The sequence below is a fragment of the Nocardioides piscis genome (assembly GCF_011300215.1).
In the GTDB taxonomy this organism is placed as follows: Bacteria; Actinomycetota; Actinomycetes; order Propionibacteriales; family Nocardioidaceae; genus Nocardioides; species Nocardioides piscis.
The window spans coordinates 2,629,243-2,652,543 of the sequence record NZ_CP049866.1; the positions used below are offsets into that span (position 1 = coordinate 2,629,243).

The following is a 23,301-nucleotide window of genomic DNA, read 5'->3' on the forward strand; positions in this document are numbered from 1 at the left end:
CATGGAGATCGACCTCTACCCCGGCACCGGCATCAGGATCTCGGATGCGGCTGACTACGCGCGAATGACCGAGTCCGCCGGTCTGGGCGGGCTGTGGGCCCTCGAAGCCGCCTACGAACCCTTCACGCCCCTCGCGATCGCCGCCCAGGAGAGCGACCGGATCGAGCTCCGCACGGCCATCGCGGTGGCGTTCGCTCGCAGCCCCATGCTGGTCGCGCAGCTCGCGCACGAGCTGGTCCGGACGAGCAACGGCCGCTTCACCCTGGGACTGGGGTCGCAGGTCCGTGCACACATCGTGCGTCGCTTCAGCCAGGAGTGGTCCGACCCCGTCGAGCGCATGGCCGAATACGTGGACGCCTTGCGTGCGATCTGGTCGTGCTGGAACGACGACGTGCCGCTGGACTTCAAGGGCAGCTACTACCAGCACACCTTGATGACTCCGATGTTCGACCCCGGGCCCAGCGGGCACCCGATGCCACCCGTCCACCTGGCCGCGGTCGGGTCGGCGATGATCTCGATGGCGGCGGAGCGGGCCGACGGGTTGGTGCTGCACCCGCTCTCGTCGCTGCGGACCCTGGACGAGCACGTGCTGCCCTTGGTCGACGAACGGCGTCGCCGCGGCGACTTCGAGCTGAGCTGTCCCGTGCTCGTCATCACCGGCAGGACCGATGAGGAGCTCGACGTCGCCCGGGCGGCGGTGCGCAAGCAGCTGGCCTTCTACGCCTCGACCCCCGCCTACCGTTGGGTCTTCGACCTGTACGGCGAGGGCGATCGCGCCGACCGGCTGCGCGAGCTCTCCCGACAGGGGCTGTGGGACGAGATGACGACCCTGATCACCGACGAGCTGGTGGGCGAGTTCGCCGTTGAGGCGAGCTCCCACGACCTGCTCGACGCAGTGCGCGCTCGGTTCGATGCGCACATCGACCGGGTGGGCCTCTATGCGCCCTACGTGATGGACCGGGAGCAGTGGCTCGCGGTGGGTGCCGGAAGTGGGGTCCGACCTTGATCCGCAGACGTCCCAGGAGTGGCTCATGAGTGAAGAGAAGATCGTCGTCCTCGAGGGCGCCCGCACCCCGATCGGCAGCTTTGGCGGGATGTTCAAGGACGTGCCGGGGTTCGAGCTCGGCGCGGTCGCCGTCCGGGAGGCGCTCACGCGTGCCCGGGTGGAGGACAGCGACATCTCCGAGGTGGTGATGGGCTGCATCGGCCAGGTCGGACCGGACGCCTACAACGCGCGCCGCGTCGCGGTCACGGCCGGACTTCCCAAGAGCGTGCCTGCCTACACGGTGAACCGCCTGTGCGGCTCGGGGCTGCAGGCGGTGTGGTCGGCGGCGATGGAGATGCGCTGGAACGACCTCGACTTCACCCTCGCGGGCGGTGATGAGTCGATGACCCGGATGCCGTTCTACGACTTCGGTGCCCGCAACGGCTACAAGCTCGGCAACCGCGACCTGGTCGACGGCACCGTGATGATGCTGACCGACCCGTTCGGCGGGATGCACATGGGGGTGACTGCGGAGAACGTCGCTGACAAGTACGCCGTCTCTCGCGAGGAGCAGGACGAGTTCGCGGCCGAGTCGCAGCGCCGGGCGGCGACCGCAGAGGCCAGGGCTGCTTTCGCCGAGGAGATCGTCGCGGTCGAGGTGGGTGGGCGCAGGCCGTTCACCGCCGAGGTCGACGAGCACCCCAAGCCGGACACGACCGTCGAGACGCTGGCGGGTCTGCGTCCGGCGTTCATGAAGGGCGGGACGGTCACGGCTGGCAACGCCTCCGGCATCAACGACGGCGCGGCCGCTCTCGTGCTGGCGCGGCAGTCCGCGGCCGAGCAACGGGGCCTCACGGGGCTGGTGACCCTCGAGGCGGTCACCACGGCGGCGATGGAACCGGAGCTGATGGGGTACGCCCCGACGTACGCACTCAAGGCGTTGTTCGAGAAGACCGGGACCGCACCCGGTGACATCGGGATCATCGAGCTCAACGAGGCCTTTGCCTCCCAGGCGGTCGCGGTGATGCGGGATGCGGGCCTGAGTCACGAGCGGGTCAACCCGTACGGCGGTGCGATCGCGCTCGGTCATCCGGTCGGCGCGACCGGGGCGAACCTGACCCTGCGGGTGGCCAAGGACATGGTGCGTCGCGACCTCGAGCTGGGCATCGTGACGATGTGCATCGGCGGCGGGCAGGCACTGGCGGCGCTGTTCAAGCGGGTCTGACGTGAAGCACCGCTAGCGTGCCACGCTGTCGCGTGACGAGGGATGGCCGGCCAACGGTCAGCCGTCCAGCACGAACCACACAGTCAAACCGGTCGCACTGAGCTCCGAGCCCCACCGACTGGCGAGCGCGTCCACCAACCGCAACCCACGGCCATGCACCGCGAGGGGATCTGCCTGCAGGTCCACCGTGCGGCCCACCGGCCGAGAGCCGGCGTCCCGTACGGCGATGGTGATGACGCCCGAGTCCTCACACACGCGTACCGAGGAACCGCCTGCACCATGCACCACTGCGTTGGTCACCAGCTCGGAGAGACACAGGACGGCGGTCTCGGTGTCGTCCTCGTTCACGCCCCAGCTCTGGAGCACCCGGCGCACGAAGGCCCGCGCCTCGCCCACAGCGGCGAGATCCGTCGAGTTGCTGTGGTGGGCCGTCCTGACCCCGGGTGCCGTGTCGTCAGCCCAGTCGTCGAGGCGGCGAACGCGTTGCAGCTGCGCCCAGCGCAGCTCTCGTCCCAGCTCGGTGCCGTGAACGAGGAGCTCCTCGGTGAGGACGGTGGAGGATTCCGGCGGCTCGTCGTAGAACAGAACGAATCCGCCCAGCACCTGGGCGGCGGACATGATCGGCACGGCAGCCACGAAACGGGTCGGGGTGCCGTTTTGGGCCTTCACGAAGTCGGCGTAGGTCGGTCTGAGCTGCCCCAGGGTGCCCGCGACGGCCGCGCCGCTTCGGACGGCCCGGTTGAGCGGGACGTCGTCGTAGGCGTCCACGAGACACCACCGGGCACTGGTCCCGCTGTGCCGATCGCTCGCGGTGAATCGGAGGCGGCGGCCCCCGCCCTCGACGACGGCCAGCCCGACGCGGTGCACCCCGGCCAGACGGGCGAGCCGTCCTAGTGCGCCCAGCGCCCAGACGTCGACGACCGGATCGACCTCCAGGTGCGGCTCGACTGCCCCGTCCACATACCGACACTAGGCTCAGCCGGTTGTTCGTGCCAGCGGGTCTGGGCGATGTGCCAGGCCGCACGCGCCGGGCGCACCCCCATATTTTCGGTATTCCGCATGCGCGCCAGAAGGAGCACAGTCGAGCCAGGAGACTGCGAACGGAGACCCCATGAGCCGACCCGGGACGATCGTCACACGGAGCCGCATCGTCACGCTCATGGCGGGGGTCGTGAGTCTCAGCTGCGCGCTTCTCTGGACTCCGGTCGCAGAGGCCGAGAAGCCGTCCACCACGCCGACAGCGACCGTCGAGGTGTACGACGACTTCGGCCGGACGGGCTACTCGCTGGCGGACTACGAGCAGAAGTGGTCCAACCCCTACGGTCTCGGCGAGATGGGGTTGACCGACACCCGCTCGTTCTCACGGGGGGCGTTCAAGCTCTCCGCGGTGCCGTTTCGCACGGGCGCAGACTTCAGTGTGTTCGACCACTTGAAGTACATCGCGATCAGCAACAAGTCCTTCGCAGTGCCGGCCAGCGGCTCGTTGGAGATCAGCTCGACGATCAGGGCGTCGACCCCTGGCACCGAACCCGGTCGAGTCGTCCACGGCACCTACATCGAGAGCGGGGCTCCGTACGCCGAGGAGACCCTCGAGGGGCAACAGGCCGGCGTGGTCATGAACGTCATCGACTTCAGCACCGGGCAGCTCTTTGACTGGTTCGTCTCGGGCGGCACGGCGTTTGCGCTCATCGAGCGTCTGCCCTCGAACGTCACCGGCAACGCCCCGGAGGGGTCACCCGACTACGTCGGCCGCGAGAAGATGTACACCCAGATCATCAGGGAGATCCCTGCGTCCCCGGGGACCCACACCGTCAGCATTCGCATCAACCGCGACGCCACCGGGGGCTCGGTGGACTACTTCTTCGACGGAAAGCCGATCGCCCACGTCGACGACGTCGGCGTCCCCCTGGATGCCCAAGGTGCTCCCTACAGCGGCATCTACCCGTCGCTCGGCGCCGGAGAAGACCTGAGTGCCAAGGTGAACAGTGTCGTGATCGGCCACGGGCTGTTCAGCCTGCTGGACGCCTTCCCGTTCCAACACCCCGAAGCACCCGAGCTTGCGGTGAGCATCCCGCTGAGTGAGCGGCTCTTCGGCCAAGGTGCCACCGGGACCTTCGACGACTTCCGGGTCAAGACCGTCGCACGCTGAGGCTCGGTGGCGGCTCCACGTTGGGTGCGCCCAGCCCGATGGGACGGGCTGGGCGCCGGGCTGCATGCCTGGGAGGGACACATGCACGACCCGGATGCGGGGGAGCGCGTCACCCGGCATCGGACAAGACGCTAGGGGGTTCTCGGCGCTACCCCGCAGTAAGCGACCTGGGTCACGCCTCTGCTCTGGTTACTGCCCAGTCTCCGAGATGTGCGGACAGCTCAGCGTCGCCCGGCGCGCAGCATGCCGGCCCGGTGATGGAGCAGCGCGAGGCTGGTGATGGCGCTCTCGACCACCGACTCCCTGCGGTGTCGACCGACGTACTCGTTCGGCGAAGGCGGCGCCGTGACCGAGCTCGCGACGAGGGTCGCGGGGATGCGGATCGCGGCTGCAGTTCCGCCGTCCTCCGCGCGGGCCAGCTGGACGGTCAGACCGTGGCGTAGTGCGAGCCGACCGGCGACATACAGACCCATGGATTCTTGACCGTCATCCCCGGGTGGATCCACTGCGCGCAACATGCTGTTGATCGCCCACAGCGAACCGTCAGGCATCGCCAGCGCTGGGTTCCACACTCGGATGACGGTCTGTCCGTCGACGTGCGGGGGGTCGATGTCCACCACCGTGTCGGTGCTGCTGGATGCCAGCGAGTAGTCGATGATCTCCGTCAGCAGGTGCACCAGGTCGAGGGCCACGCCGCCGGCGACATCGAGCTCCGGCGCGGTGGGGAGCACGACGCGACGGAAGTCGTGGACTCCCGCGACGGATGCCTGGAGCACGTCGGCGAGCCGCAGTGGGTCGCTCATGGTGTGGGTGCTCGTGTCGAGCAGGACACCAAGGCTGGCAGTGCTGCGTCCCAGGAGCGTGGCGAGGTGGTCGACGCGGAAGAGTCGTTCCAGCCGCGTCGGGTCGCTCTCGTCCTTCTCGAGCTCGTCGAGCAGGACGTGGACGTCGTTGACCAGCACCTGCTGGCGTCGCGCCAGGGCTCCGATCATGCGGCCGACCGGGGCATCGATGTCGGTGCCGATCGCTCGGTGGTCGTCGTCACTGGTCGGCATGCATCCCCCCTGCGTCGGTAGCCCACTTCGCCCTGGCGCCCGAGAGGCTGGCTGCTCTCGAATGTAGGGATTACCTATGGGTAGCAAGTGGACACGGACAGATTTGAGACACCCATGCCCGCCATGACTCCAGATCAGGTCGTGGGCGGGGCATCCGTCGGTTCGAGCAGCTCCGGCAGGACGAGGTTGAACCGACGTCGTTGAGCGCTGATCACCACGTCCTCGGACTGCGCGAACCCGGTGCTGGGATCGAGCGCCGTCAGCACATAGCGACCCAGAGGCGGCAGTCCGAGCTCGTAGTGGCCCTCCTCATCAGTCCTGGTCGCACCGGCGGACTCGCCCGAGGCGTCGGTGAGCACGACGAGCGCGTCGTCGATGGGCCACCCGCCGCGGGAGACCACGCCGGCGACCGTGAGCCGCTCGTCGAGCCTGAGCACGGTGGTGGTCTCGGCCGAGAGGTGGCGCAGCTCGGACCGGGCAGCCCAGCCCTCGGCGGAGCAGATCACCAGGTACTCCTCAGCCCCGGGCAGCACGACCGACCAGCGACCGTCGTTGTCGGCGCGCGCCCAGTCCGCTTGTCGCCCGCGCCGGTCGAGCACCGAGACCACCGCGAGTCGGGCGGGCTTGCCGTCGGGACGCTGCACCCGGCCGCGGACGACGACCTCGGTGCCGACGTCAGCGCGGCGTACGGCGTCGCCGCGAGCAACGGGCGCCCGTTCACCGGCGACCGGGGGACCAGCCGCGAGGACCGGGGCGACACGAGCGGGGATGAGGAACCCGACTGCCGCACCGGCGAACGCGGCAACGGCGGCGATCCAGCTCATCGAGTGCAGCGCCGCTTCGGAGGGGTAGGCGCCGCCGGCGACGATGCCGGCGGTCAGCACCGCTGCGACGGTGGCCGAGCACGTCGAGGTGCCGATGGAGCGGACCACGGTGTTGAGCCCGTTGGCCGCGGCCGTCTCGCTGATCGGCACCGACTGCATGATCAGCACCGGCATCGCCGCGAAGCTGACTGCGATCCCGATCGAGACGACGGAGACGCCCACCATGAGCTGGATGAGGGAACCGTCGAGGAGCACCCGGACGACGTAGCCGAAGCCCGTGATGCAGAGGCCGGCGATCAAGGTGATCCGTGCGCCGAACCGGCGCGTGATCGACGCGGAGACCGGCGCCATCAGGACCATCAGCACGCCGCCGGGCAGCATGGCCAGCCCGGCCTCGGTGACCCCCAGGCCGAACCCGACGCCGGTCGAGACAGGGATCTGGAGCTGCTGGGTGGCGACCAGCAGGTTGGTGAACATCGCGAACCCGGCCAGCAGCGAGGCGATGTTGGTGAGCAGCACGGGTCGGCGGGTCGAGGTGCGCAGGTCGACGAGGGGCGCGCCGGTGCGCAGCTCCCACGGAGCCCAGAGGGCGAAGAAGAGCACGGCGAGGGTGAAGGAGAGCAGCGTCCACTGCGACGTCCACCCCCAGACGCCCCCCTTGGAGATGCCCAGCAAGAGGGCCGTCAGGGCGATCGACATCAAGATGGCGCCCAGCCAGTCGAAGCGGCTGGGCGTCCTCACCCCCGACTCCGGCACCACGGTGAGGACCAGCGCCAGCATCACCAGCGACATGACCACGCTGCCCCAGAAGACCGCCTGCCAGCCGAACGCCTCATAGATCACGCCCGACAGTGGGAGGCCCACGGCGCCACCGATGCCGAGCGTGGCGCTCATCAGGGCGACCGCGCCGCCGATCTTCTCCGGCGGCAGCTCGTCGCGCATCGTCGAGATGCCGATCGGGATCAGCGCCGGCGCGAACCCCTGCAACATGCGGGCGACGATCAGCACGGCGAGCGAGTCGCTCAGCGCGCCGAGCAGGGAGCCGGCGAGCAGGGCGACCAGCGACACGACGATCATCCGGCGCTTGCCGTGCATGTCGGCCAGCCGGGACAGGATGGGCGTGGCCACGGCGCTGGTGAGCAGCGTGACCGTCACCAGCCAGGCCGCGTTGTCAGGCGTCGTGTCGAGCAGCCGGGGGAAGTCCGTCAGCAACGGGACGACCAGCGTCTGCATCAGCGACACCGCCGTGCCGCACAGCGCCAGCACCAGCACGATGGCGCCCGAGCGACTCGAACGCTCGGGCTCCACTGCGAGCGCGGTCGCGGTCACCGGCCGCACCGCACGTGGACTCGCATGCGGCGACGATAGTCCCCTGACCAGGCCGTCAGGAGCAGCAGGGAGCAGCAGGGCCGGACTGGGCAAGAAAGGTCTGAGGTCGTGCCATTGACAGCGCAACGTGAGCGGCGTCACACTCGCGATCGTCGGCCCACGGACGAAGGAGTGCCATGAGCACCACGGAACCACGCGACGTGTCATTGAGCGCTGACGAGGAGAGGCTGGCGGAGCTGGGCTACACCCAGGAGCTGCATCGAGGCATGAGCGGGTTCTCCAACTTCGCCGTGTCCTTCTCGATCATCTCGATCCTCGCGGGCTGCATCACGACGTACTACCTCGCCATGGATGCCGGCGGGCCGATCGTGATCTCGCTCGGCTGGCCGCTGGTCGGGATCTTCGTCCTCCTCGTCGCGATGGCGATGGCCGAGATCTGCTCCAGCTACCCGACGGCCGGTGGGCTCTACTACTGGGCCGGCCAGCTGGCGCGGAAGAACAAGCGAGTCTGGGCGTGGTACGTCGGCTGGTTCAACTTCCTCGGCGAGGTCGCCGTGACGGCCGCGATCGACTACGGCGCCGCCGTCACCTGGATGGCGCTGCTGAACCTCACCTTCGGGGTCGACGTCACGCTCACCTCGACGTTCATCGCGTTCCTCGTCATCATCACGCTGCACGGGCTGCTGAACACCTTCGGCGTCAACCTCGTCAAGCTTCTCTCGGACGTCTCCGCGTGGTGGCACATCGTCGGCGTCGCCGTGATCGTCTCGATCCTGTGGCTGGTCCCCGACCAGCACCAGTCGCTCACGTGGACGTTCACCGAGTACCGCAACGCCACCGGGTGGGAGAGCGCCATCTACGTGTTCCTCATCGGACTGCTGATGGCGCAGTACACGTTCACCGGGTACGACGCGTCCGCGCACGTCGCCGAGGAGACGAAGGGGGCCAGCGTCCAGGCACCCAAGGGGATCGTCCGCAGTGTCTGGGTGTCACTGATCGCCGGCTGGATCCTGCTGGTGAGCGTGACGGCAGCCATCCAGGACTACGACGCCCAGCGGGCCACCGAGACCGGCCTCCCGCCGGCGCAGATCTTCATCGACGCGGCCGGGGACGACCTCGGCAAGCTGATGCTGCTCATCGCCGCCGTCGCGCAGTTCTTCTGCGGGATGGCGTCGGTCACCGCGAACTCCCGGATGACCTACGCCTTCTCGCGCGACAACGCGCTGCCCGGATCGCAGATCTGGAAGAAGGTGAACCCGCGCACCGGGACGCCGACCAACTCCATCTGGTTCTGCGTGTTCTGGTCGGTGGTGCTGACCCTCCCGGCGATCTGGAACCTCACCGCCTACTTCGCGGTGACGTCGGTCGCGGTGATCGGGCTCTACATCGCCTACGTGATACCGGTCCTGCTGCGGCGGCTGAACCCCGACTTCCAGACCGGGCCGTGGAACCTGGGCCGGTGGAGCCCCGTCGTCGGCTGGATCGCGGTCGCGTGGGTGTGCTTCATCGTCGTGCTGTTCATGCTGCCGGCGTACGCGCCCGGGACCTTCGGGGACGCGACCTTCAACTACGCGCCGATCGCGGTCTCCACGGTGTTCATCTTCGCCACCGTCACCTGGTTCGCCGGGGGCGCAAGCACTTCATGCACGGAGCCAAGGATGAATACACCACCAAGGACCTCGACGACATCTTCAACGAGGAGGAGGGCCACGACCGGGCCCGACAGCAGATCCTTGCGGAGGAGGAGTGACCGCTGCCCCGCTGGGCGACGTGGTGTTCCGGCCGGTCCGGGGGTACCACGCGTTCGAGGGCTGCGTCGAACAGCTCGCCACGGCCATCCGGCTCGGTGTGTTCCCCTACGGGTCGGCCCTGCCACCCGAGCGGGAGCTCGCCGAGCAGATGGGGGTGTCACGCTCGACGCTGCGCGAGGCGATCGCTGCGCTGCGCACGGCCGGCATGGTGCGTACGACGCGAGGTCGCGGCGGTGGGAGCGTGGTCGCCTTCCGGCCGCCCGCCGAAGAGACCGACCGGACGCCGGCCACCGGCGAGCGACGCGAGCAGCTCCTGGACTCGCTCACCTTTCGTCGCATCGTCGAGCCCGGCGCCTCGTGGCTGGCTGCGAGCCGGCAGCTCAACGCCACGGAACGGATGCTGCTCACCACGACGCTCGCCGAGGTCGACCAGGCTCCCGACAGCGGTGCCCACCGGCAGGCGGACTCCCGGCTGCACCTGGCCATCGCGAGCGTGACAGGTTCGCCGATGACGGTGGCGGCCGTGACGGAGGTGCAGGCGGGCCTGCACGACATGCTCCGCTCGATCCCGGTGCTGGAGCCCAACATCGAGCACTCGACGCGCCAGCACCGCGCGATCGTGGCCGCGATCCTCGCGGGGGAGCCGGCGAAGGCGCGACGCGCCATGGAACAGCACTGTGACGACACTGCCGCCCTGCTCCGAGGTCTCCTCGGGTGACGACGCACACCGCTCGGGAGAGGACCCCATGACGCGCAACGACAGGCACCTGACGATCGACGACCTCACGGAGCGGATCGACAGGGGTGAGATCGACACGGTGGTGGTCGCCTTCACCGACATGCAAGGGCGACTGCAGGGCAAGCGCCTGCATGGGCGCTACTTCGTCGACCACGCCCTCGAGCACGGCGTCGAAGGGTGCAACTACCTCCTCGGCGTCGACATCGACATGAACACCGTCGACGGCTATGCCATGACGTCGTGGGAGCGGGGCTACGGCGACATGGAGATGGTCCTGGACCTCGACACGATCCGGCTCCTGCCGCACCTGCCCGCGTCCGCCATGGTGCAGTGCGACCTCGTCTGGCCCTCCCGGGACAGCGCTCAGCACGCCCCGGTGGTGCAGGACCCCCGCGCCGTCCTCAAGCAGCAGGCCGCACGGGCCCGCGACCTCGGCTACGTCGCTCTCGCCGGGACCGAGCTGGAGTTCATCGTCTTCGACGACACCTACGAAGCCGCGTCCGCCGCGGCGTACCGCGCGCTCACCCCCGCCAACCAGTACAACGTCGACTACTCCATCCTCGGCACCACCCGGATCGAGCCCCTGCTGCGCGACATCCGCAACACGACGTACGCCGCAGGGCTCGACGTGGAGGGGGCGAAGGGTGAGTGCAACCTCGGCCAGCACGAGGTCGGCTTCCTCTACGCCGACGTGTTGGTCACGGCCGACAACCACGCGGTCTACAAGACGCTCGCCAAGGAGATCGCCGCGCAGCACGGGAAGTCGCTGACGTTCATGGCGAAGTACGACGAGCGCGAGGGCAACTCGTGCCACATCCACCTGTCCCTGCGTGGGGCGGACGGCGAGCTGGTCTTCTGGGAGGACGAGCCGAACGCGCGGACGCCGCTGTACGACAGCTTCGTGGCCGGCGTGCTCGCGACGATGGCGGACTTCACGCTGCTCTACGCCCCCAACGTCAACTCGTACAAGCGCTTCGCCGCCGGCTCCTTCGCGCCGACCGCCATCGCGTGGGGGGAGGACAACCGCACGTGCGCCGTACGCCTGGTCGGACGTGGTGCCGCCGCCCGGATGGAGAACCGGGTTCCGGGCGGTGACGTGAACCCCTACCTCGCCATCGCCGCGATGCTGGCGGGCGGGCTGCACGGCATCGAGCAGGGCCTCGAGCTCGAGCCCCCGCTGGAGGGCAACGCCTACGTCTCGGACCGGCCGCGGGTGCCCGGCACCCTGAGGGAGGCCCGCGACGCGTTCCACGGCTCCCAAGTGGCGCGCGCGGCTCTCGGTGACGAGGTGGTCGACCACTACACGAACATGGCCGACGTCGAGCTGGCCGCTTTCGGCGCGGCGGTCACCGACTGGGAGCTGCGCCGCGGCTTCGAGAGGATGTGAGGCGGACGTGAACACCTACACCGTCATCAACCCGGCCACCGCCGAGCCGGTCACCGAGGTCGCCCTGGCGTCCGTGGAGCAGACCGACTCGCTCATCGAGCGGGCGCACGACGCGTTCCCGGCGTGGCGCGACGTCGCACCGGGCGAGCGTGCCCGGCTGCTGCGCCGCTTCGCCGCCGTCGTCGACGAGCACGTCGAGGAGCTCGCCGAGCTCGAGGTCCGCAACGCTGGGCACACCCTGGGCAACGCGCGCTGGGAGGCCGGGAACGTCCGCGACGTCCTCAACTACTACTCCGCGGCGCCGGAACGGCTCTTCGGCCGGCAGATCCCGGTCGCCGGGGGCATCGACCTCACGTTTCACGAGCCGCTGGGCGTCGTCGGGGTCATCGTGCCCTGGAACTTCCCGATGCCCATCGCCGCCTGGGGGTTCGGGCCGGCGCTCGCCGCCGGCAACTGTGTCGTGCTCAAGCCCGCGGAGCTGACGCCGCTGACGGCGATCCGGCTGGCCGAGCTGGCGCTCGAGGCCGGCATCCCGGAGGGTGTGCTCACGGTGATCCCCGGCCGGGGCTCGGTCGTGGGGGAGCGCTTCGTCACCCATCCGCTGGTGCGCAAGGTCTGCTTCACCGGATCGACGGCCGTCGGCAAGCGCATCATGGCCGGGTGCGCTGAGCAGGTGAAGCGCGTGACGCTGGAGCTCGGCGGCAAGTCGGCGAACATCGTGTTCGCGGACGCGGACGTTGCCGAGGCCGCCGCGCGGGCGCCGTACGCCGTCTTCGACAACGCCGGCCAGGACTGCTGCGCCCGCTCCCGCATCCTCGTCGAACGGTCGGCGTACGACGAGTTCCTGAGCGGCCTGGAGCGCGCGGTGACGGCCTTCAAGGTGACGGACCCGGCTGATCCCGACAGCGAGATGGGCCCGCTGGTGTCGGCGAAGCAGAAGGAGACGGTGACGTCGTACCTCGTCGACGTGGAGACGGCCTTCACCGGCTCGGTGCCGGACTCCGACGGGTTCTGGGTGCCGCCGACCGTCGTCCTCGCCGACGACCCGGCCATGCCGATCTGGCGTGAGGAGGTCTTCGGGCCGGTCGTGGCGGTGATGCCGTTCGACGACGAGGAGGAGGCCGTGCGGCTGGCCAACGACACCGAGTACGGCCTGTCCGGCTCGATCTTCACCCGCGACCTGGGCCGCGCCCTGCGGGTCGCCCGGCGGGTCGAAGCCGGCAACCTCAGCGTCAACTCGCACGCCTCGGTGCGGTACTGGACGCCGTTCGGCGGCTACAAGCAGTCGGGCCTCGGCCGGGAGCTGGGCCCCGACGCGCCGAACGCGTTCACCGAGGAGAAGAACGTCTTCATCGCGCAGGACTGAGCGCGCCCCACCACCGCGCCCCGCAACGGCGCCACACCGACGAAAGGAAGTCGACACCATGACTGGACGCCTCGAGGGCAGGGTCGCCGTGATCACCGGAGGATGCTCGGGGATCGGTCTCGCGACCGTGCGCCGCTTCCGCGAGGAGGGGGCACGGGTCGTCATCGGGGACCTCGACGACGCCCGCGGAGAGGATCTCGCCGAGGACGACGAGATCACCTACGTCCACACCGACGTCACCAGCAAGGAGCAGGTGGACGCGCTCTTCGCCACCGCCAAGGACACCTACGGGTCGGTGGACATCGCCTTCAACAACGCCGGCATCTCCCCGCCGGAGGACGACTCGATCCTCGACACCGACCTGGACGCGTGGCGCAAGGTGCAGGAGGTCAACCTGACCAGCGTCTACCTGTGCTGCAAGGCGGCGCTCCCGCACATGCTCGAGCAGGGCCGGGGCTCGATCATCAACACCGCGTCCTTCGTCGCAGTGATGGGTGCGGCCACCTCGCAGATCTCCTACTCCGCGTCGAAGGGGGGCGTGCTGTCCATGTCGCGTGAGCTCGGGGTGCAGTTCGCCCGGCAGGGCGTCCGGGTCAACGCCCTGTGCCCGGGCCCGGTCAACACCCCGCTGCTGCAGGAGCTCTTCGCCAAGGACGAGGAACGCGCCGCGCGGCGACTCGTCCACGTCCCGATGGGTCGCTTCGGGGAGCCGGAGGAGATGGCCAACGCCGTGCTGTTCCTGGCCTCGGACGAGTCCTCCTTCATCACCGCCTCGACGTTCCTCGTCGACGGCGGGATCTCCGGCGCCTACGTCACCCCGCTGTGACACCGGTCATCGGGCTCACCACCTACCGGGAGCCGGCCCGGTGGGGGGTCTGGGACACGTCCGCCGACCTGCTGCCCACGACGTACGCTGCGGCGATCCAGGCTGTCGGCGGCCTGCCGGTCCTGCTGCCGCCCGTGGCGCCGTACGCCACAGCGGCCGCTGCCGTCGTCGACCGCCTCGATGGGCTGCTCATCAGCGGCGGAGCGGACGTCAACCCCCAGCGGTACGGCGAGGACCCGCACTCGTCGACCACGAGCTGGCGCGACGACCGGGACGGCTGGGAGCTCGCGCTGCTGGACGCGGCCGACGCGCGTGGCCTGCCGGTCCTGGGCGTCTGTCGCGGCATGCAGGTGATGGCGGCCCACGCCGGCGGGGTGCTCGACCAGCACGTCCCCGACCTGGTGAACCACACCGGGCACAGTCCCGGGGGGGACGCCTTCGGCACGATCGCGGTCTCCATGGTTCCCGAGAGCCGCTTGGCGTCCCTCGTGGAGCCTCGACTGAGCGTCCACTGCCACCACCACCAGTCGGTGCGTACCCACCCGGGCTTCACGCCCGCGGCGTGGTCGGAGGACGGGCTGCTGGAGGCGATGGAGGCACCGGGCGAGCGGTTCTGCTTCGGCGTGCAGTGGCACCCGGAGATGGCGGCGGACGCGGGGTTGTTCGCCGCGCTCGTGGCGGCGGCCCGCTTGGTCGGCGGCGGCGGCGATCGCGGGCGTGGCGGTCCTACCTGATCGGGAGCGCATCATCGTCGCCACTATCGCTGTGTCCGTGTAGACCTGCGAGATCGCGACGCTGACGTGCAACGAGGGCCCCGGCCAAGCCGGAGCCCTCGTTCTCGAACGGTGAGTTCGAGCTCTACGTGCACAAGTGACTAGATGTCGTAGTAGAGCTCGAACTCGTGCGGGTGCGGGCGCAGCTGCACGGGCAGGATCTCGTTCTGGCGCTTGTAGTCGATCCAGGTCTCGATCAGGTCAGGCGTGAAGACGTTGCCCACGGTCAGGAAGTCGTGGTCACGCTCCAGGTTGTCCAGCACCGCGTCGAGCGAGGTCGGGACCTGGTTGATGTCGGCCATCTCGTCCGGCGGCAGCTCGTAGATGTCCTTGTCGATCGGCGCCGGCGGCTCGATCTTGTTCTGGATGCCGTCGATGCCGGCGAGCAGCAGCGCCGAGAAGGCGAGGTAGGGGTTCGCCGACGGGTCGGGGCAGCGGAACTCGATGCGCTTGGCCTTGGGGTTGGCGCCGGTGATCGGGATGCGCACGCAGGCCGAGCGGTTGCGCTGGGAGTAGACCAGCGAGATCGGCGCCTCGAAGCCCGGCACCAGGCGGTGGTAGGAGTTCACCGTCGGGTTGGTGAAGGCGAGCAGCGACGGCGCGTGCTTGAGGATGCCGCCGATGTAGTGGCGGGCCATGTCCGACAGGCCGCCATACCCCGTCTCGTCGAAGAACAGCGGCTGTCCCTCGTTCCAGATCGACTGGTGCACGTGCATGCCCGAGCCGTTGTCGCCGAAGATCGGCTTCGGCATGAAGGTGGCGGTCTTGTTGTTGCGCCAGGCGACGTTCTTGATGATGTACTTGAACTTCATCACATCGTCGGCGGCCTTGAGCAGCTCGTCGAACTTGTAGTTGATCTCGGCCTGGCCGGCGGTGCCGACCTCGTGGTGGGCGCGCTCGACGAGCAGGCCCGACTTCTCCAGCTCGATGACCATCTCGTCGCGCAGCTCACCGAAGTGGTCGTAGGGGGCGACGGGGAAGTAGCCGCCCTTGTACTTCACCTTGTAGCCGCGGTTGGGGCTGTCGGCGGTGCCTGCGGTGCCCGAGTTCCAGGCCCCAGCCTCGGAGTCGATGTGGTAGTAGCCCTCGTTGGCAGAGGTCTCGAACCGCACGCTGTCGAAGACGTAGAACTCGGCCTCGGGAGCGAAGAACGCCTTGTCGCCGATGCCGGTGCTGGCGAGGTAGGCCATCGCCTTCTTGGCGATGTTGCGCGGGTCGCGGGAGTAGGCCTCGCCGGTGATCGGGTCGTGGATGAAGAAGTTGACGACCAGGGTCTTGGCGACCCGGAAGGGGTCGATGTAGGCCGTCGTCGGGTCCGGGAACAGCTGCATGTCGGACTCGTGGATCGCCTGGAAGCCACGGATGGAGGAGCCGTCGAAGCCCAGCCCGTCGTCGAAGACCGACTGGTCGAACGAGGAGACCGGCACCGTGAAGTGCTGCATGACGCCGGGCAGGTCGCAGAAACGGACGTCGACCATCTCGACGCGCTCGTCCTTGATGTACTTGAGCAGCTCTTCGCTGTTGCTGAACATTCGTCCTCCTTGGCACGCCACCGGGCGGCACGGGATCGAGTGGGGTGCACGCTGGCGCGACGCTGCGCTCGTGCCTCACGAAACTTACAACAGGGCCTCGGTGCCCCGCCGAGCGCCAGCAGGCTTCCCGACCACCGAGATGGGACCTCCCGTCACAGGATGTAGAGCATCTCCTGGTAGGTCGGCAGCGCCCACAGGTCGTCGGCGACGACGGCCTCGAGCGCGTCGGCCGCAGCGCGCACCGCGGCCATCGCCGGGATGACGACGTCGCGCTGGTAGGTCGCCTCGGCGATCCCCTCGTGCTCCAGGGCCCCGGCGACAGCGTCCTTGAGGCCGGCCAGGCCGGTTCGCAGGTCGGTCACCAGCTCGGAGATGACCAGCAGGTCACTGGTGTCGGCGTCGACACCGGCAGCCTTGAGGGCCCCGACGTTCTGGGCGAGCTCGGTCTGGAAGCGCACCGCGGCCGGCAGGATCGTGGTCTGCGCGATCTCAGCCGTCAGGTTGGCCTCGACGACCAGGGTCATGACGTACTGCTCGACACCCACCTCGAAGCGGGACTCCAGCTCGGCCTCGTTGAAGACGCCGTACGTCGAGAAGAGCTCGCGCGACTCGGGCGTGAGGTATTCCGGCAGCGAGTCGACCGTGGTGCGGAGGTTCTTCAGGCCGCGGGCCTCGGCCTCGAGGTGCCACTCGTCGGAGTAGCCGTTGCCGTTGAAGATCACCGCACCGTGGTTCTCCACGATCTTGGCGAGCAGGGTCTGGACGGCCTCGTTGAAGTCGGTGCCGGCCGCGACGGCAGCCTCGAGCTCGCTCGCGCAGAAGTCGAGGGCCTCGGCCATGATCGTGTTGATGATGACCATCGGGGCGGCCACGGTCTGGTTGGACCCCGCGGCGCGGAACTCGAAGCGGTTGCCGGTGAAGGCGAACGGCGAGGTGCGGTTGCGGTCGCCGGCGTCCTTGGTCAGGTCGGGCAGCGTGTCCACGCCGACGTTGAGGATGCCCTTCTGCTTCGACGACGTCGCGCCGCCCTTGGCGATCTGGTCGAACACGTCGGCGAGCTGGTCGCCGAGGAAGATCGAGATGATCGCCGGCGGGGCCTCGTTGGCGCCGAGGCGGTGGTCGTTGCCGGCGGACGCGACCGAGAGGCGCAGCAGGCCACCGTGCTGGTGGACCGCGCGGATGATGGCCGCGCAGAAGACCAGGAACTGGGCGTTGTCGTGCGGGTTGTCCCCGGGCAGCAGCAGGTTGCCCTGCGAGTTGTTGCCGAACGAGAAGTTGACGTGCTTGCCCGAGCCGTTGACGCCGGCGAAGGGCTTCTCGTGGAAGAGGCACTCCATGCCGTGCTGCTTGGCGACCGAGCGGAAGATCGACATCAGCATCTGCTGGTGGTCCGATGCCAGGTTGGACCGCTCGAAGACCGGAGCGATCTCGAACTGACCGGGGGCGACCTCGTTGTGGCGGGTCTTGGCCGGGATGCCGAGCTTGAACAGTGCGCGCTCGGTGTCGTGCATGAACGCCAGGACCCGGTCCGGGATGGCACCGAAGTAGTGGTCGTCGAACTCCTGGCCCTTGGGCGGCTTGGCGCCGAACAGCGTGCGCCCGGCGTTGAGGAGGTCGGGGCGGAGGTTGACGAAGGACGAGTCGACGAGGAAGTACTCCTGCTCCGGGCCGCAGTAGGAAACGACGTTGTCGATGTCCTTGTGGCCGAACAGCTCCAGGATGCGGGTGGCCTGGTCGGCCATCGCCTTCTGCGAGCGCAGCAGCGGGGTCTTGTGGTCCAGTGCCTCGCCGGTCATCGACACGAAGATCGTGGGGATGCACAGCGTGTTGCCGTTGGGGTTCTCGAGGATGTACGCCGGGGACTGGACGTCCCAGCCGGTGTAGCCGCGGGCCTCGAAGGTGGCGCGGATCCCACCGTTGGGGAAGGACGACGCGTCCGGCTCGCCCTGGATGAGGGTCTTGCCCTGGAACTCCCAGATGGCCGTGCCGTCGCCGACCGGCTCCATGAAGGAGTCGTGCTTCTCCGCGGTCAGGCCGGTGAGGGGATAGAAGACGTGCGCGTAGTGCGTCACACCCTTCTCCATCGCCCAGTCCTTCAGGGCGGAGGCGACCACGTCGGCGATGGCCGGGTCGAGGGCCTCGCCCTTCTCGATGGTCGCGGAGACCGACCTGAAGACCGACTTCGGCAGTCGCTTCTTCATCACCGAGAGGCTGAAGACGTTCTCGCCGAAGACCGAGCCGGTCTCCTCGGCGATGTCGAAGAAGGTCGCCGGAGGCTCGCAGGCCTGGACGTCCTTGATAGCGGCCAAGCGGACGAGGTTCGCAGTCATTCTTGCTCCCTAGCATCGGCGACCCGGTGTCACCACTGTTCGTTCGTCGCACGTTATGGTGCTGGCGTTTCGAACTCGTGCCCTCGTATTACGAGCGTGTTAACGATCCTCCGACCCGGCCGGTCAGCCCGTTCCGGACCGCGGGATACGGTTCCCGACATGCCCAGAACAGCTCCCTCGGGACGGCGGATGCTTGTCACCGCGCTGACCGCGACCCTCCTGGCCGCCCTGAGCGCCTGCAGCGACGACGCGGGCGACGACAGCGGCGGAGCCGGCGTGGTCACGCAGATGAACGAGGCGATCGCCGACCAGACCGCCGTACGCCTGACCCTGGGCACCAAGCAGACGCCCGACGACATCACCATCAACACGACCCTGGGAGCCGATCGCTCCTTCCGCGCCGTCACGGGCGGGGACCCCACGCAGCGGATCGACGTGCGCCTGGTCGATGACCGGGTGTACGTCGGTGGCGAGCTCGTCGGCAACCAGTGGACCTACGTCGCCGTGGACGACCCCAGGCTGAGCGGTGAGGGCGGCTTCGACGCCGGCATCGTGCCGCCGCTGCTCGACATCGACGTCGTCGAGGACAACCAAGCGCTCGCGGACGCCGTCACCGGCACCGAGTCCGCAGGCACGGAGACGATCGACGGGGTGGAGACCGACCACCACGTGCTGACCGTCGACACCCGCGACTGGTTCAAGTCCTTGCCGGAGGGGTCCATCTATCGGCAGATGGACCTGCCCGACACCATCGAGATGGACCTGTACGTCGACGCCGACTCGCTCCCCGTGCGGTTGGCCTACGAGGTCCCGGACAACCCGGAGCAGTCGGCCCAGGTGGGCTACAGCCGGTGGGGGACCCCGGTCGAGGTGGCCGTGCCGCCGCGGGCCACACCGGTCGAATAGGCTGCGCCGGTGATCGAGACCGCCTCCTGGGCCCGTCGGTTCGGGGCGCTGGTCGTGGACTGGGCGGCGTGCACCTTGGTGGTGGTCTTCGTCCTCGGTCCCGAGCAGTGGAGCGACGACCCGCTGTCAGGCTTCTATGCGACCGGCCTCTTCATCCTCGAATCGGCCTTCTTCACCGCCCTGCTGGGTGGCTCGTTCGGCAAGCTCGTCACCCGGCTGCGGGTCGTGCGCGTCGACGGCGTGGGCCGCCCGATCGAGCTGTTCCCGGCGCTGCTGCGCAGCATCCTGATCGCGCTCGTGATCCCGCCGCTGGTGTTCCGCCCCGACGGGCGCGGCCTCCACGACATGGCCGTGAAGACGCAGACGGTCCGGCTGGCCGATCTGCGGGCCTAGCGGCCGCGCTGCTGGCTGCGCATGCCCTTCATCGACGTCGGCACGGGGCCCTTGGGCATCGGGATGGTGCCGCGCTGGGCGTCGATGGCCTTGATCCGGTTGCGGATGTCGGTCAGCTCTGCCGGCTTGACGTTGCGGCCGAGCTTGGTCACGTGGCGCACCAGCTTGGGGAGGGGGACCTCGCCCTCGCCGTTGCCGCAGATGACCTCGTGGATCGGCGTCTCGGGCAGCACCCGCTCGTGCTTGCGACGCTCGGTGGCGAGCAGCGTCTTGACCCGGTTGTGGTTGCCTTCACCGACGAGCACGATGCCGGGCGGGCCGACCACGCGGTGCACGATGTCCTGCTGACGGTTGAAGCCGACGACCGGGTCGGTCTTCCAGCCGCGCCTGAGCATCTGCAGCGCGGAGGCGGCGGCGCCGGTCTTGCCCTCCATCTGGCCGAACGCGGCCCGCTGGGCGCGCCGGCCGAAGATGATGAGGGCGGCCAGGACGCCGAACAGCAGGGCGGAGACGATCGAGAGCACCAGCGACAGGGTCCCGTCGCCGGGGATCACGAAGAACAGGATCGCGAAGCCGAGTGCGGCGCCCAGCAGGAAGGCGCCCAGGGTGTAGAGGCCGATGCGTCGGTCGGACTCCTTGGCCATCCGGTAGGTCTGGATGAGCTGCTGGCGCCGCTTGGTGGGCGGGGTGGCGGGGGATGACATGTGGGGCCCTTTGCTGCGTCGTGCTTCGTCGTGGAGGGGAGGTCAGGCAGGGACGCCGGAGCTGGCGGCCCTGCTCTCGATGGCCTGACGGTACAACCGGCCGGCACGGTAGGACGAACGAACCAGCGGTCCGGACATCACTCCCGAGAAGCCGATCTCGTCGGCCTCGTCCTTGAGCTCGATGAACTCCTCGGGCTTGACCCAGCGCTCGACGGGGTGGTGGCGCACCGAGGGCCGGAGGTATTGGGTGATCGTGATCAGCTCACAACCCGCCGCGTGGAGGTCGCGGAGCGCCTGGCTGACCTCCTCGCGGGTCTCGCCCATGCCGAGGATGAGGTTGGACTTGGTGACGAGACCGAAGTCGCGGGCCTGGGTGATGACGTCGAGGGAGCGGTCGTAGCGGAACGCCGGACGGATCCGCTTGAAGATCCGCGGCACGGTCTCGACGTTGTGGGCCAGCACCTCGGGACGTGACTCGAAGACCTCGCGCAGCAGGTCGGGCTGGCCGTTGAAGTCGGGGATGAGGTTCTCCACGCCGGTCTCGGGGTTGAGCTCGTGGATCGCTCGGACCGTCTCGGCATACAGCCAGGCGCCCCCGTCGGGAAGGTCGTCGCGCGCGACGCCGGTGATGGTGGCGTAGCGCAGCTCCATCTTCTGCACCGACTCTGCGACCCGGCGCGGCTCGTCGCGATCGAGGGGCTGCGGCTTGCCGGTGTCGATCTGGCAGAAGTCGCAGCGCCGCGTGCACTGGTCACCACCGATGAGGAACGTCGCCTCACGGTCCTCCCAGCACTCGAAGATGTTGGGACAGGCCGCCTCCTGGCACACGGTGTGCAGACCCTCGGACTTCACCAGGTTCTGCAGCGCCGTGTATTCCGGGCCCATCCGGGCGCGGGTCTTGATCCAGGCGGGCTTGCGCTCGATCGGCGTCTCGGCGTTGCGGATCTCCAGACGCAGGAGCTTGCGACCTTGTGCGGTCGGGTCCGGGGTCGTCGGTTCGTGTGGGGCGGAGGCTGTCACGCAGTCACTCTACGCGCGGGACAAGCCGCCCGTTCACGGGACGTCGCGCCGCACGAAGGACGCGATCGAGAGCGTCACCGAACCCGCGAGGATCGTGCCCAGGAAGCGTGCGGACTCCCACCAGGTGAGCGTCTGGACACCTCCGCCCTCGCACGTCTCGTTGCCGGATTCATCGCGGGTGCACATCACCTCGCCGTCGCTGAAGTATTCGGCGCCGTCCTGGATCCAGGCCTCGAGGTTGGTGATCGGCGACCATCGTGCGTCGAGTCCCAACGCGCCGAGGACGATCATCCCGCCGACCGACACCGCGAAGAGGATGCCGAGCGTGGCGACCGTGCTGCGGAAGAGCGTCGTGAGGGCGAAGCCCAGGACCCCAGCCCCCACCACGAGCGCGACCGAGCGCAGGACCACCCCGTCGACGCGGTCCCACGTCTGGGCGGAGGCCTCGATGTCCCAGCTGCGGGCGGCCAGCCAGATGCCCAGCCAGAACACGCCCTGCGCGATCGCAGCGGTGACAGCGCCCGCCACGGCGAGCGCCCCGGCCTTGGCGAGCCACACCCGGAGGCGCCGAGGCTCGAACAGCAGCTGGTTGCTCATCGAGCCCGAGGCCCAGTCGGCGCCGACGAAGGTCGCCCCGGCCAGCAGCACGAGCATCATCCCCACGACCCCGATGGCGGTCCCCTGGTCGCGCAGCACCGGCCCGATCTCCAGCGGCTGGCGGGTCAGGAACCACTCTGCCTGCGGCTCCATGAGTGCCTCGCAGTCATCGGCTGTCGCCGCACCCCACGAGCCCGGGTCCTTGCGGCACTGCTCCAGGTCGCGCTCGAACAGCGGGTCGTTGCGTTGCTCGGCGGCCAGTCTCTCGGCCTGCGCCAGCTCGTCGGCACTGACAGGTCGGCTGTCCCACAGGGTGATGGCCAGGACGATGAGCGGCATCGCGAACGCAGCGACCAGCAGTGAGACGACCGCTCGGCGCCACCGCAGTCGGGTGAGCTCGACGCCCAACAGCCGGATCATCGTTCCCCTCCGAGGGTCTGGTCGGTCGTGAGCTCGAGGAAGAACGACTCGAGGTCCTGCCGGGACGGGGTCAGCTCACTGAGCCAGATCTGCTCCTCGGCCAGCAGCCGGGAGATCTCCGTGGGTGGGCTGCTGCCCTCGACCCGGAGGATCTCGCCGTCCAGCGTGGCGCTGAAGCCGCCACGCTCGAGGACGGGCACCGCAGCCGCAGCGTCGGCCACCCGCACCAAGTAGGTCGTCCCGGAGGTCGCGAGGAGGTCCTCCACCCGACCGGAGGCGAGCATCCGGCCGTTGCCGATGATGGTCGCGCTGTCGCAGACCTGCTGCACCTCGGCGAGGATGTGGGAGCTCAGCAGCACCGTCACGCCCGACTCGCCGAGGGCGCGGATCGTCTCGCGGATCTCCCGGATCCCGGCCGGGTCGAGCCCGTTGGTGGGCTCGTCGAGGATCAGCAGCGCCGGGTCCTTGAGCAGGGTGGCGGCGATGGCCAGCCGCTGCTTCATGCCGAGCGAGTAGGACTTGAAGCGATCGCCGTCGCGTCCGGTGAGACCGACGGTCTCGACCGCTGCGGCGACGCGGTCGGCGGGAGCGCCGATCGTGCGCGCAAGGATCGTGAGGTTCTGCCGGCCGCTGAAGTTGGGCAGGAACTTCGGCATCTCCACGACCGCGCCGACGCGGCCCATCACCTCCGACAAGCATTGCGGGACCCGCTGGTCGAAGAGCGACATCTCGCCGCTGGTGGCGCGGGCAAGTCCCAGCAGCATCCGGATCGTCGTGGTCTTGCCCGACCCGTTCGGCCCCAGGAAGCCGTGCACGCCACCGCGCGGGACCGCCAGGTCGAGGTCGTCGACAGCGACCCGAGTCCCTTGTCGGCTCTTGAACTCCTTGCGCAGCCCCTTGGTCTCGATGACCAGGTCGGCTGTGGTCGTGGCTGTCACGATCGTTCCTTCCCCCGGCGTCGCGGTGACGCCCCCGAGGGAGGACTCTGGC

General features: G+C 69.0%; 19 protein-coding genes and 1 pseudogene. 11 read left to right on the forward strand and 9 right to left on the reverse strand.

Going from position 1 to position 23,301, the window contains the following annotated elements; all coding sequences use genetic code 11:
- Position 1 precedes the first annotated feature (1 nt).
- Together G7071_RS12940 and G7071_RS12945 are read left to right on the forward strand one after the other, a co-directional pair.
- Positions 2-1,006 (forward strand): TIGR03617 family F420-dependent LLM class oxidoreductase, encoded by a 1,005-nt coding sequence (locus G7071_RS12940; protein WP_166319420.1) that lies wholly within the window; start codon positions 2-4, stop codon positions 1,004-1,006.
- Positions 1,007-1,031: 25 nt separating this feature from the next.
- Positions 1,032-2,210 (forward strand): thiolase family protein, encoded by a 1,179-nt coding sequence (locus tag G7071_RS12945; RefSeq protein ID WP_166319422.1) that lies wholly within the window; start codon positions 1,032-1,034, stop codon positions 2,208-2,210.
- Positions 2,211-2,267: 57 nt separating this feature from the next.
- Here G7071_RS12945 and G7071_RS12950 read toward each other — a convergent pair whose 3' ends face one another.
- Complete coding sequence (locus G7071_RS12950) at positions 2,268-3,170, reverse strand: ATP-binding protein (protein ID WP_166319424.1); 903 nt, start codon at positions 3,168-3,170, stop codon at positions 2,268-2,270.
- Between the two features lie 151 nt (positions 3,171-3,321).
- Here G7071_RS12950 and G7071_RS12955 point away from each other — a divergent pair, with 151 nt between their 5' ends.
- Complete coding sequence (locus tag G7071_RS12955) at positions 3,322-4,359, forward strand: DUF6081 family protein (RefSeq protein ID WP_166319426.1); 1,038 nt, start codon at positions 3,322-3,324, stop codon at positions 4,357-4,359.
- Between the two features lie 221 nt (positions 4,360-4,580).
- Here the strand turns inward: G7071_RS12955 and G7071_RS12960 are convergent, their stop codons facing one another.
- Together G7071_RS12960 and G7071_RS12965 are read right to left on the reverse strand one after the other, a co-directional pair.
- Positions 4,581-5,414: an ATP-binding protein gene (locus G7071_RS12960; RefSeq protein ID WP_166319428.1), complete on the reverse strand. Its 834-nt coding sequence runs from the start codon at positions 5,412-5,414 to the stop codon at positions 4,581-4,583.
- A gap of 134 nt (positions 5,415-5,548) precedes the next feature.
- Positions 5,549-7,567 (reverse strand): MFS transporter, encoded by a 2,019-nt coding sequence (locus G7071_RS12965; RefSeq protein ID WP_206062803.1) that lies wholly within the window; start codon positions 7,565-7,567, stop codon positions 5,549-5,551.
- Between the two features lie 266 nt (positions 7,568-7,833).
- On the opposite strand from G7071_RS12965, the pseudogene G7071_RS12970 reads away from it, so the two are divergent.
- From G7071_RS12970 to G7071_RS12995, 6 genes and pseudogenes are all read left to right on the forward strand, one after another.
- A pseudogene (locus tag G7071_RS12970) lies at positions 7,834-9,096 on the forward strand (amino acid permease); the annotation flags it as partial.
- Between the two features lie 319 nt (positions 9,097-9,415).
- A complete protein-coding gene (locus tag G7071_RS12975; RefSeq protein ID WP_246210645.1) occupies positions 9,416-10,036 on the forward strand; it encodes a FadR/GntR family transcriptional regulator in 621 nt (206 codons plus the stop codon).
- Positions 10,037-10,064: 28 nt separating this feature from the next.
- A complete protein-coding gene (locus tag G7071_RS12980; RefSeq protein ID WP_206062804.1) occupies positions 10,065-11,444 on the forward strand; it encodes a glutamine synthetase family protein in 1,380 nt (459 codons plus the stop codon).
- Between the two features lie 7 nt (positions 11,445-11,451).
- The gene (locus G7071_RS12985) at positions 11,452-12,810 is read left to right on the forward strand and encodes an aldehyde dehydrogenase family protein (protein ID WP_166319434.1); all 1,359 of its coding nucleotides are present in this window, start codon (positions 11,452-11,454) and stop codon (positions 12,808-12,810) included.
- Between the two features lie 58 nt (positions 12,811-12,868).
- Positions 12,869-13,636 carry a 3-oxoacyl-ACP reductase gene (locus tag G7071_RS12990; protein WP_166319436.1) on the forward strand — a complete coding sequence of 256 codons (768 nt, stop codon included), beginning with the start codon at positions 12,869-12,871 and terminating at the stop codon, positions 13,634-13,636.
- A complete protein-coding gene (locus G7071_RS12995) occupies positions 13,633-14,370 on the forward strand; it encodes a gamma-glutamyl-gamma-aminobutyrate hydrolase family protein (RefSeq protein ID WP_166319438.1) in 738 nt (245 codons plus the stop codon). The genes G7071_RS12990 and G7071_RS12995 overlap by 4 nt, the downstream gene beginning before the upstream one ends.
- Positions 14,371-14,510: 140 nt before the next feature.
- Here G7071_RS12995 and glnA read toward each other — a convergent pair whose 3' ends face one another.
- Together glnA and G7071_RS13005 are read right to left on the reverse strand one after the other, a co-directional pair.
- Positions 14,511-15,941 carry a type I glutamate--ammonia ligase gene (glnA, locus tag G7071_RS13000; RefSeq protein WP_166319440.1) on the reverse strand — a complete coding sequence of 477 codons (1,431 nt, stop codon included), beginning with the start codon at positions 15,939-15,941 and terminating at the stop codon, positions 14,511-14,513.
- A 152-nt stretch (positions 15,942-16,093) separates the two neighbouring features.
- Positions 16,094-18,271, reverse strand: a complete 2,178-nt coding sequence (locus G7071_RS13005; RefSeq protein WP_166319442.1) for a glutamine synthetase III family protein — start codon at positions 18,269-18,271, stop codon at positions 16,094-16,096.
- A 159-nt stretch (positions 18,272-18,430) separates the two neighbouring features.
- Between G7071_RS13005 and G7071_RS13010 the strand changes: the two genes are divergently transcribed.
- On the forward strand, positions 18,431-19,177 hold the full coding sequence (locus G7071_RS13010; RefSeq protein ID WP_166319444.1) for an SCO4651 family lipoprotein: 747 nt from the start codon (positions 18,431-18,433) through the stop codon (positions 19,175-19,177).
- Positions 19,178-19,186: 9 nt separating this feature from the next.
- Positions 19,187-19,570, forward strand: a complete 384-nt coding sequence (locus G7071_RS13015) for an RDD family protein (RefSeq protein ID WP_166319446.1) — start codon at positions 19,187-19,189, stop codon at positions 19,568-19,570.
- Here G7071_RS13015 and G7071_RS13020 read toward each other — a convergent pair.
- From G7071_RS13020 to G7071_RS13035, 4 genes are read right to left on the reverse strand one after another with little or no spacing between them, the layout of a single operon-like run.
- Entirely contained in the window at positions 19,567-20,274 is a 708-nt protein-coding gene (locus G7071_RS13020; protein ID WP_166319448.1) for a DUF4191 domain-containing protein, read from the reverse strand. The two genes, G7071_RS13015 and G7071_RS13020, sit on opposite strands and share 4 nt — an antisense overlap.
- 42 nt (positions 20,275-20,316) lie before the next feature.
- Positions 20,317-21,294, reverse strand: coding sequence for a lipoyl synthase (gene lipA, locus G7071_RS13025; RefSeq protein ID WP_166319450.1), 978 nt, complete (start codon positions 21,292-21,294; stop codon positions 20,317-20,319).
- Positions 21,295-21,327: 33 nt separating this feature from the next.
- Positions 21,328-22,311, reverse strand: coding sequence for a hypothetical protein (locus G7071_RS13030; RefSeq protein ID WP_166319452.1), 984 nt, complete (start codon positions 22,309-22,311; stop codon positions 21,328-21,330).
- Entirely contained in the window at positions 22,308-23,249 is a 942-nt protein-coding gene (locus tag G7071_RS13035) for an ABC transporter ATP-binding protein (protein ID WP_166319454.1), read from the reverse strand. Before G7071_RS13035 ends, G7071_RS13030 begins: the two co-directional genes overlap by 4 nt.
- Between the last annotated feature and the right edge of the window lie 52 nt (positions 23,250-23,301).

Bases quoted from the DNA above. Each gene is read 5' to 3' on its own strand.
- G7071_RS13005 (WP_166319442.1), bottom strand. From the start codon at position 18,271: ATGACTGCGAACCTCGTCCGCTTGGCCGCTATCAAGGACGTCCAGGCC.
- G7071_RS12955 (WP_166319426.1), top strand. From the start codon at position 3,322: ATGAGCCGACCCGGGACGATCGTCACACGGAGCCGCATCGTCACGCTC.
- G7071_RS13030 (WP_166319452.1), bottom strand. From the start codon at position 22,311: ATGATCCGGCTGTTGGGCGTCGAGCTCACCCGACTGCGGTGGCGCCGA.
- G7071_RS13020 (WP_166319448.1), bottom strand. From the start codon at position 20,274: ATGTCATCCCCCGCCACCCCGCCCACCAAGCGGCGCCAGCAGCTCATC.
- G7071_RS12960 (WP_166319428.1), bottom strand. From the start codon at position 5,414: ATGCCGACCAGTGACGACGACCACCGAGCGATCGGCACCGACATCGAT.
- G7071_RS12990 (WP_166319436.1), top strand. From the start codon at position 12,869: ATGACTGGACGCCTCGAGGGCAGGGTCGCCGTGATCACCGGAGGATGC.
- glnA (WP_166319440.1), bottom strand. From the start codon at position 15,941: ATGTTCAGCAACAGCGAAGAGCTGCTCAAGTACATCAAGGACGAGCGC.
- G7071_RS12980 (WP_206062804.1), top strand. From the start codon at position 10,065: ATGACGCGCAACGACAGGCACCTGACGATCGACGACCTCACGGAGCGG.
- G7071_RS12945 (WP_166319422.1), top strand. From the start codon at position 1,032: ATGAGTGAAGAGAAGATCGTCGTCCTCGAGGGCGCCCGCACCCCGATC.
- G7071_RS13010 (WP_166319444.1), top strand. From the start codon at position 18,431: ATGCCCAGAACAGCTCCCTCGGGACGGCGGATGCTTGTCACCGCGCTG.
- G7071_RS12940 (WP_166319420.1), top strand. From the start codon at position 2: ATGGAGATCGACCTCTACCCCGGCACCGGCATCAGGATCTCGGATGCG.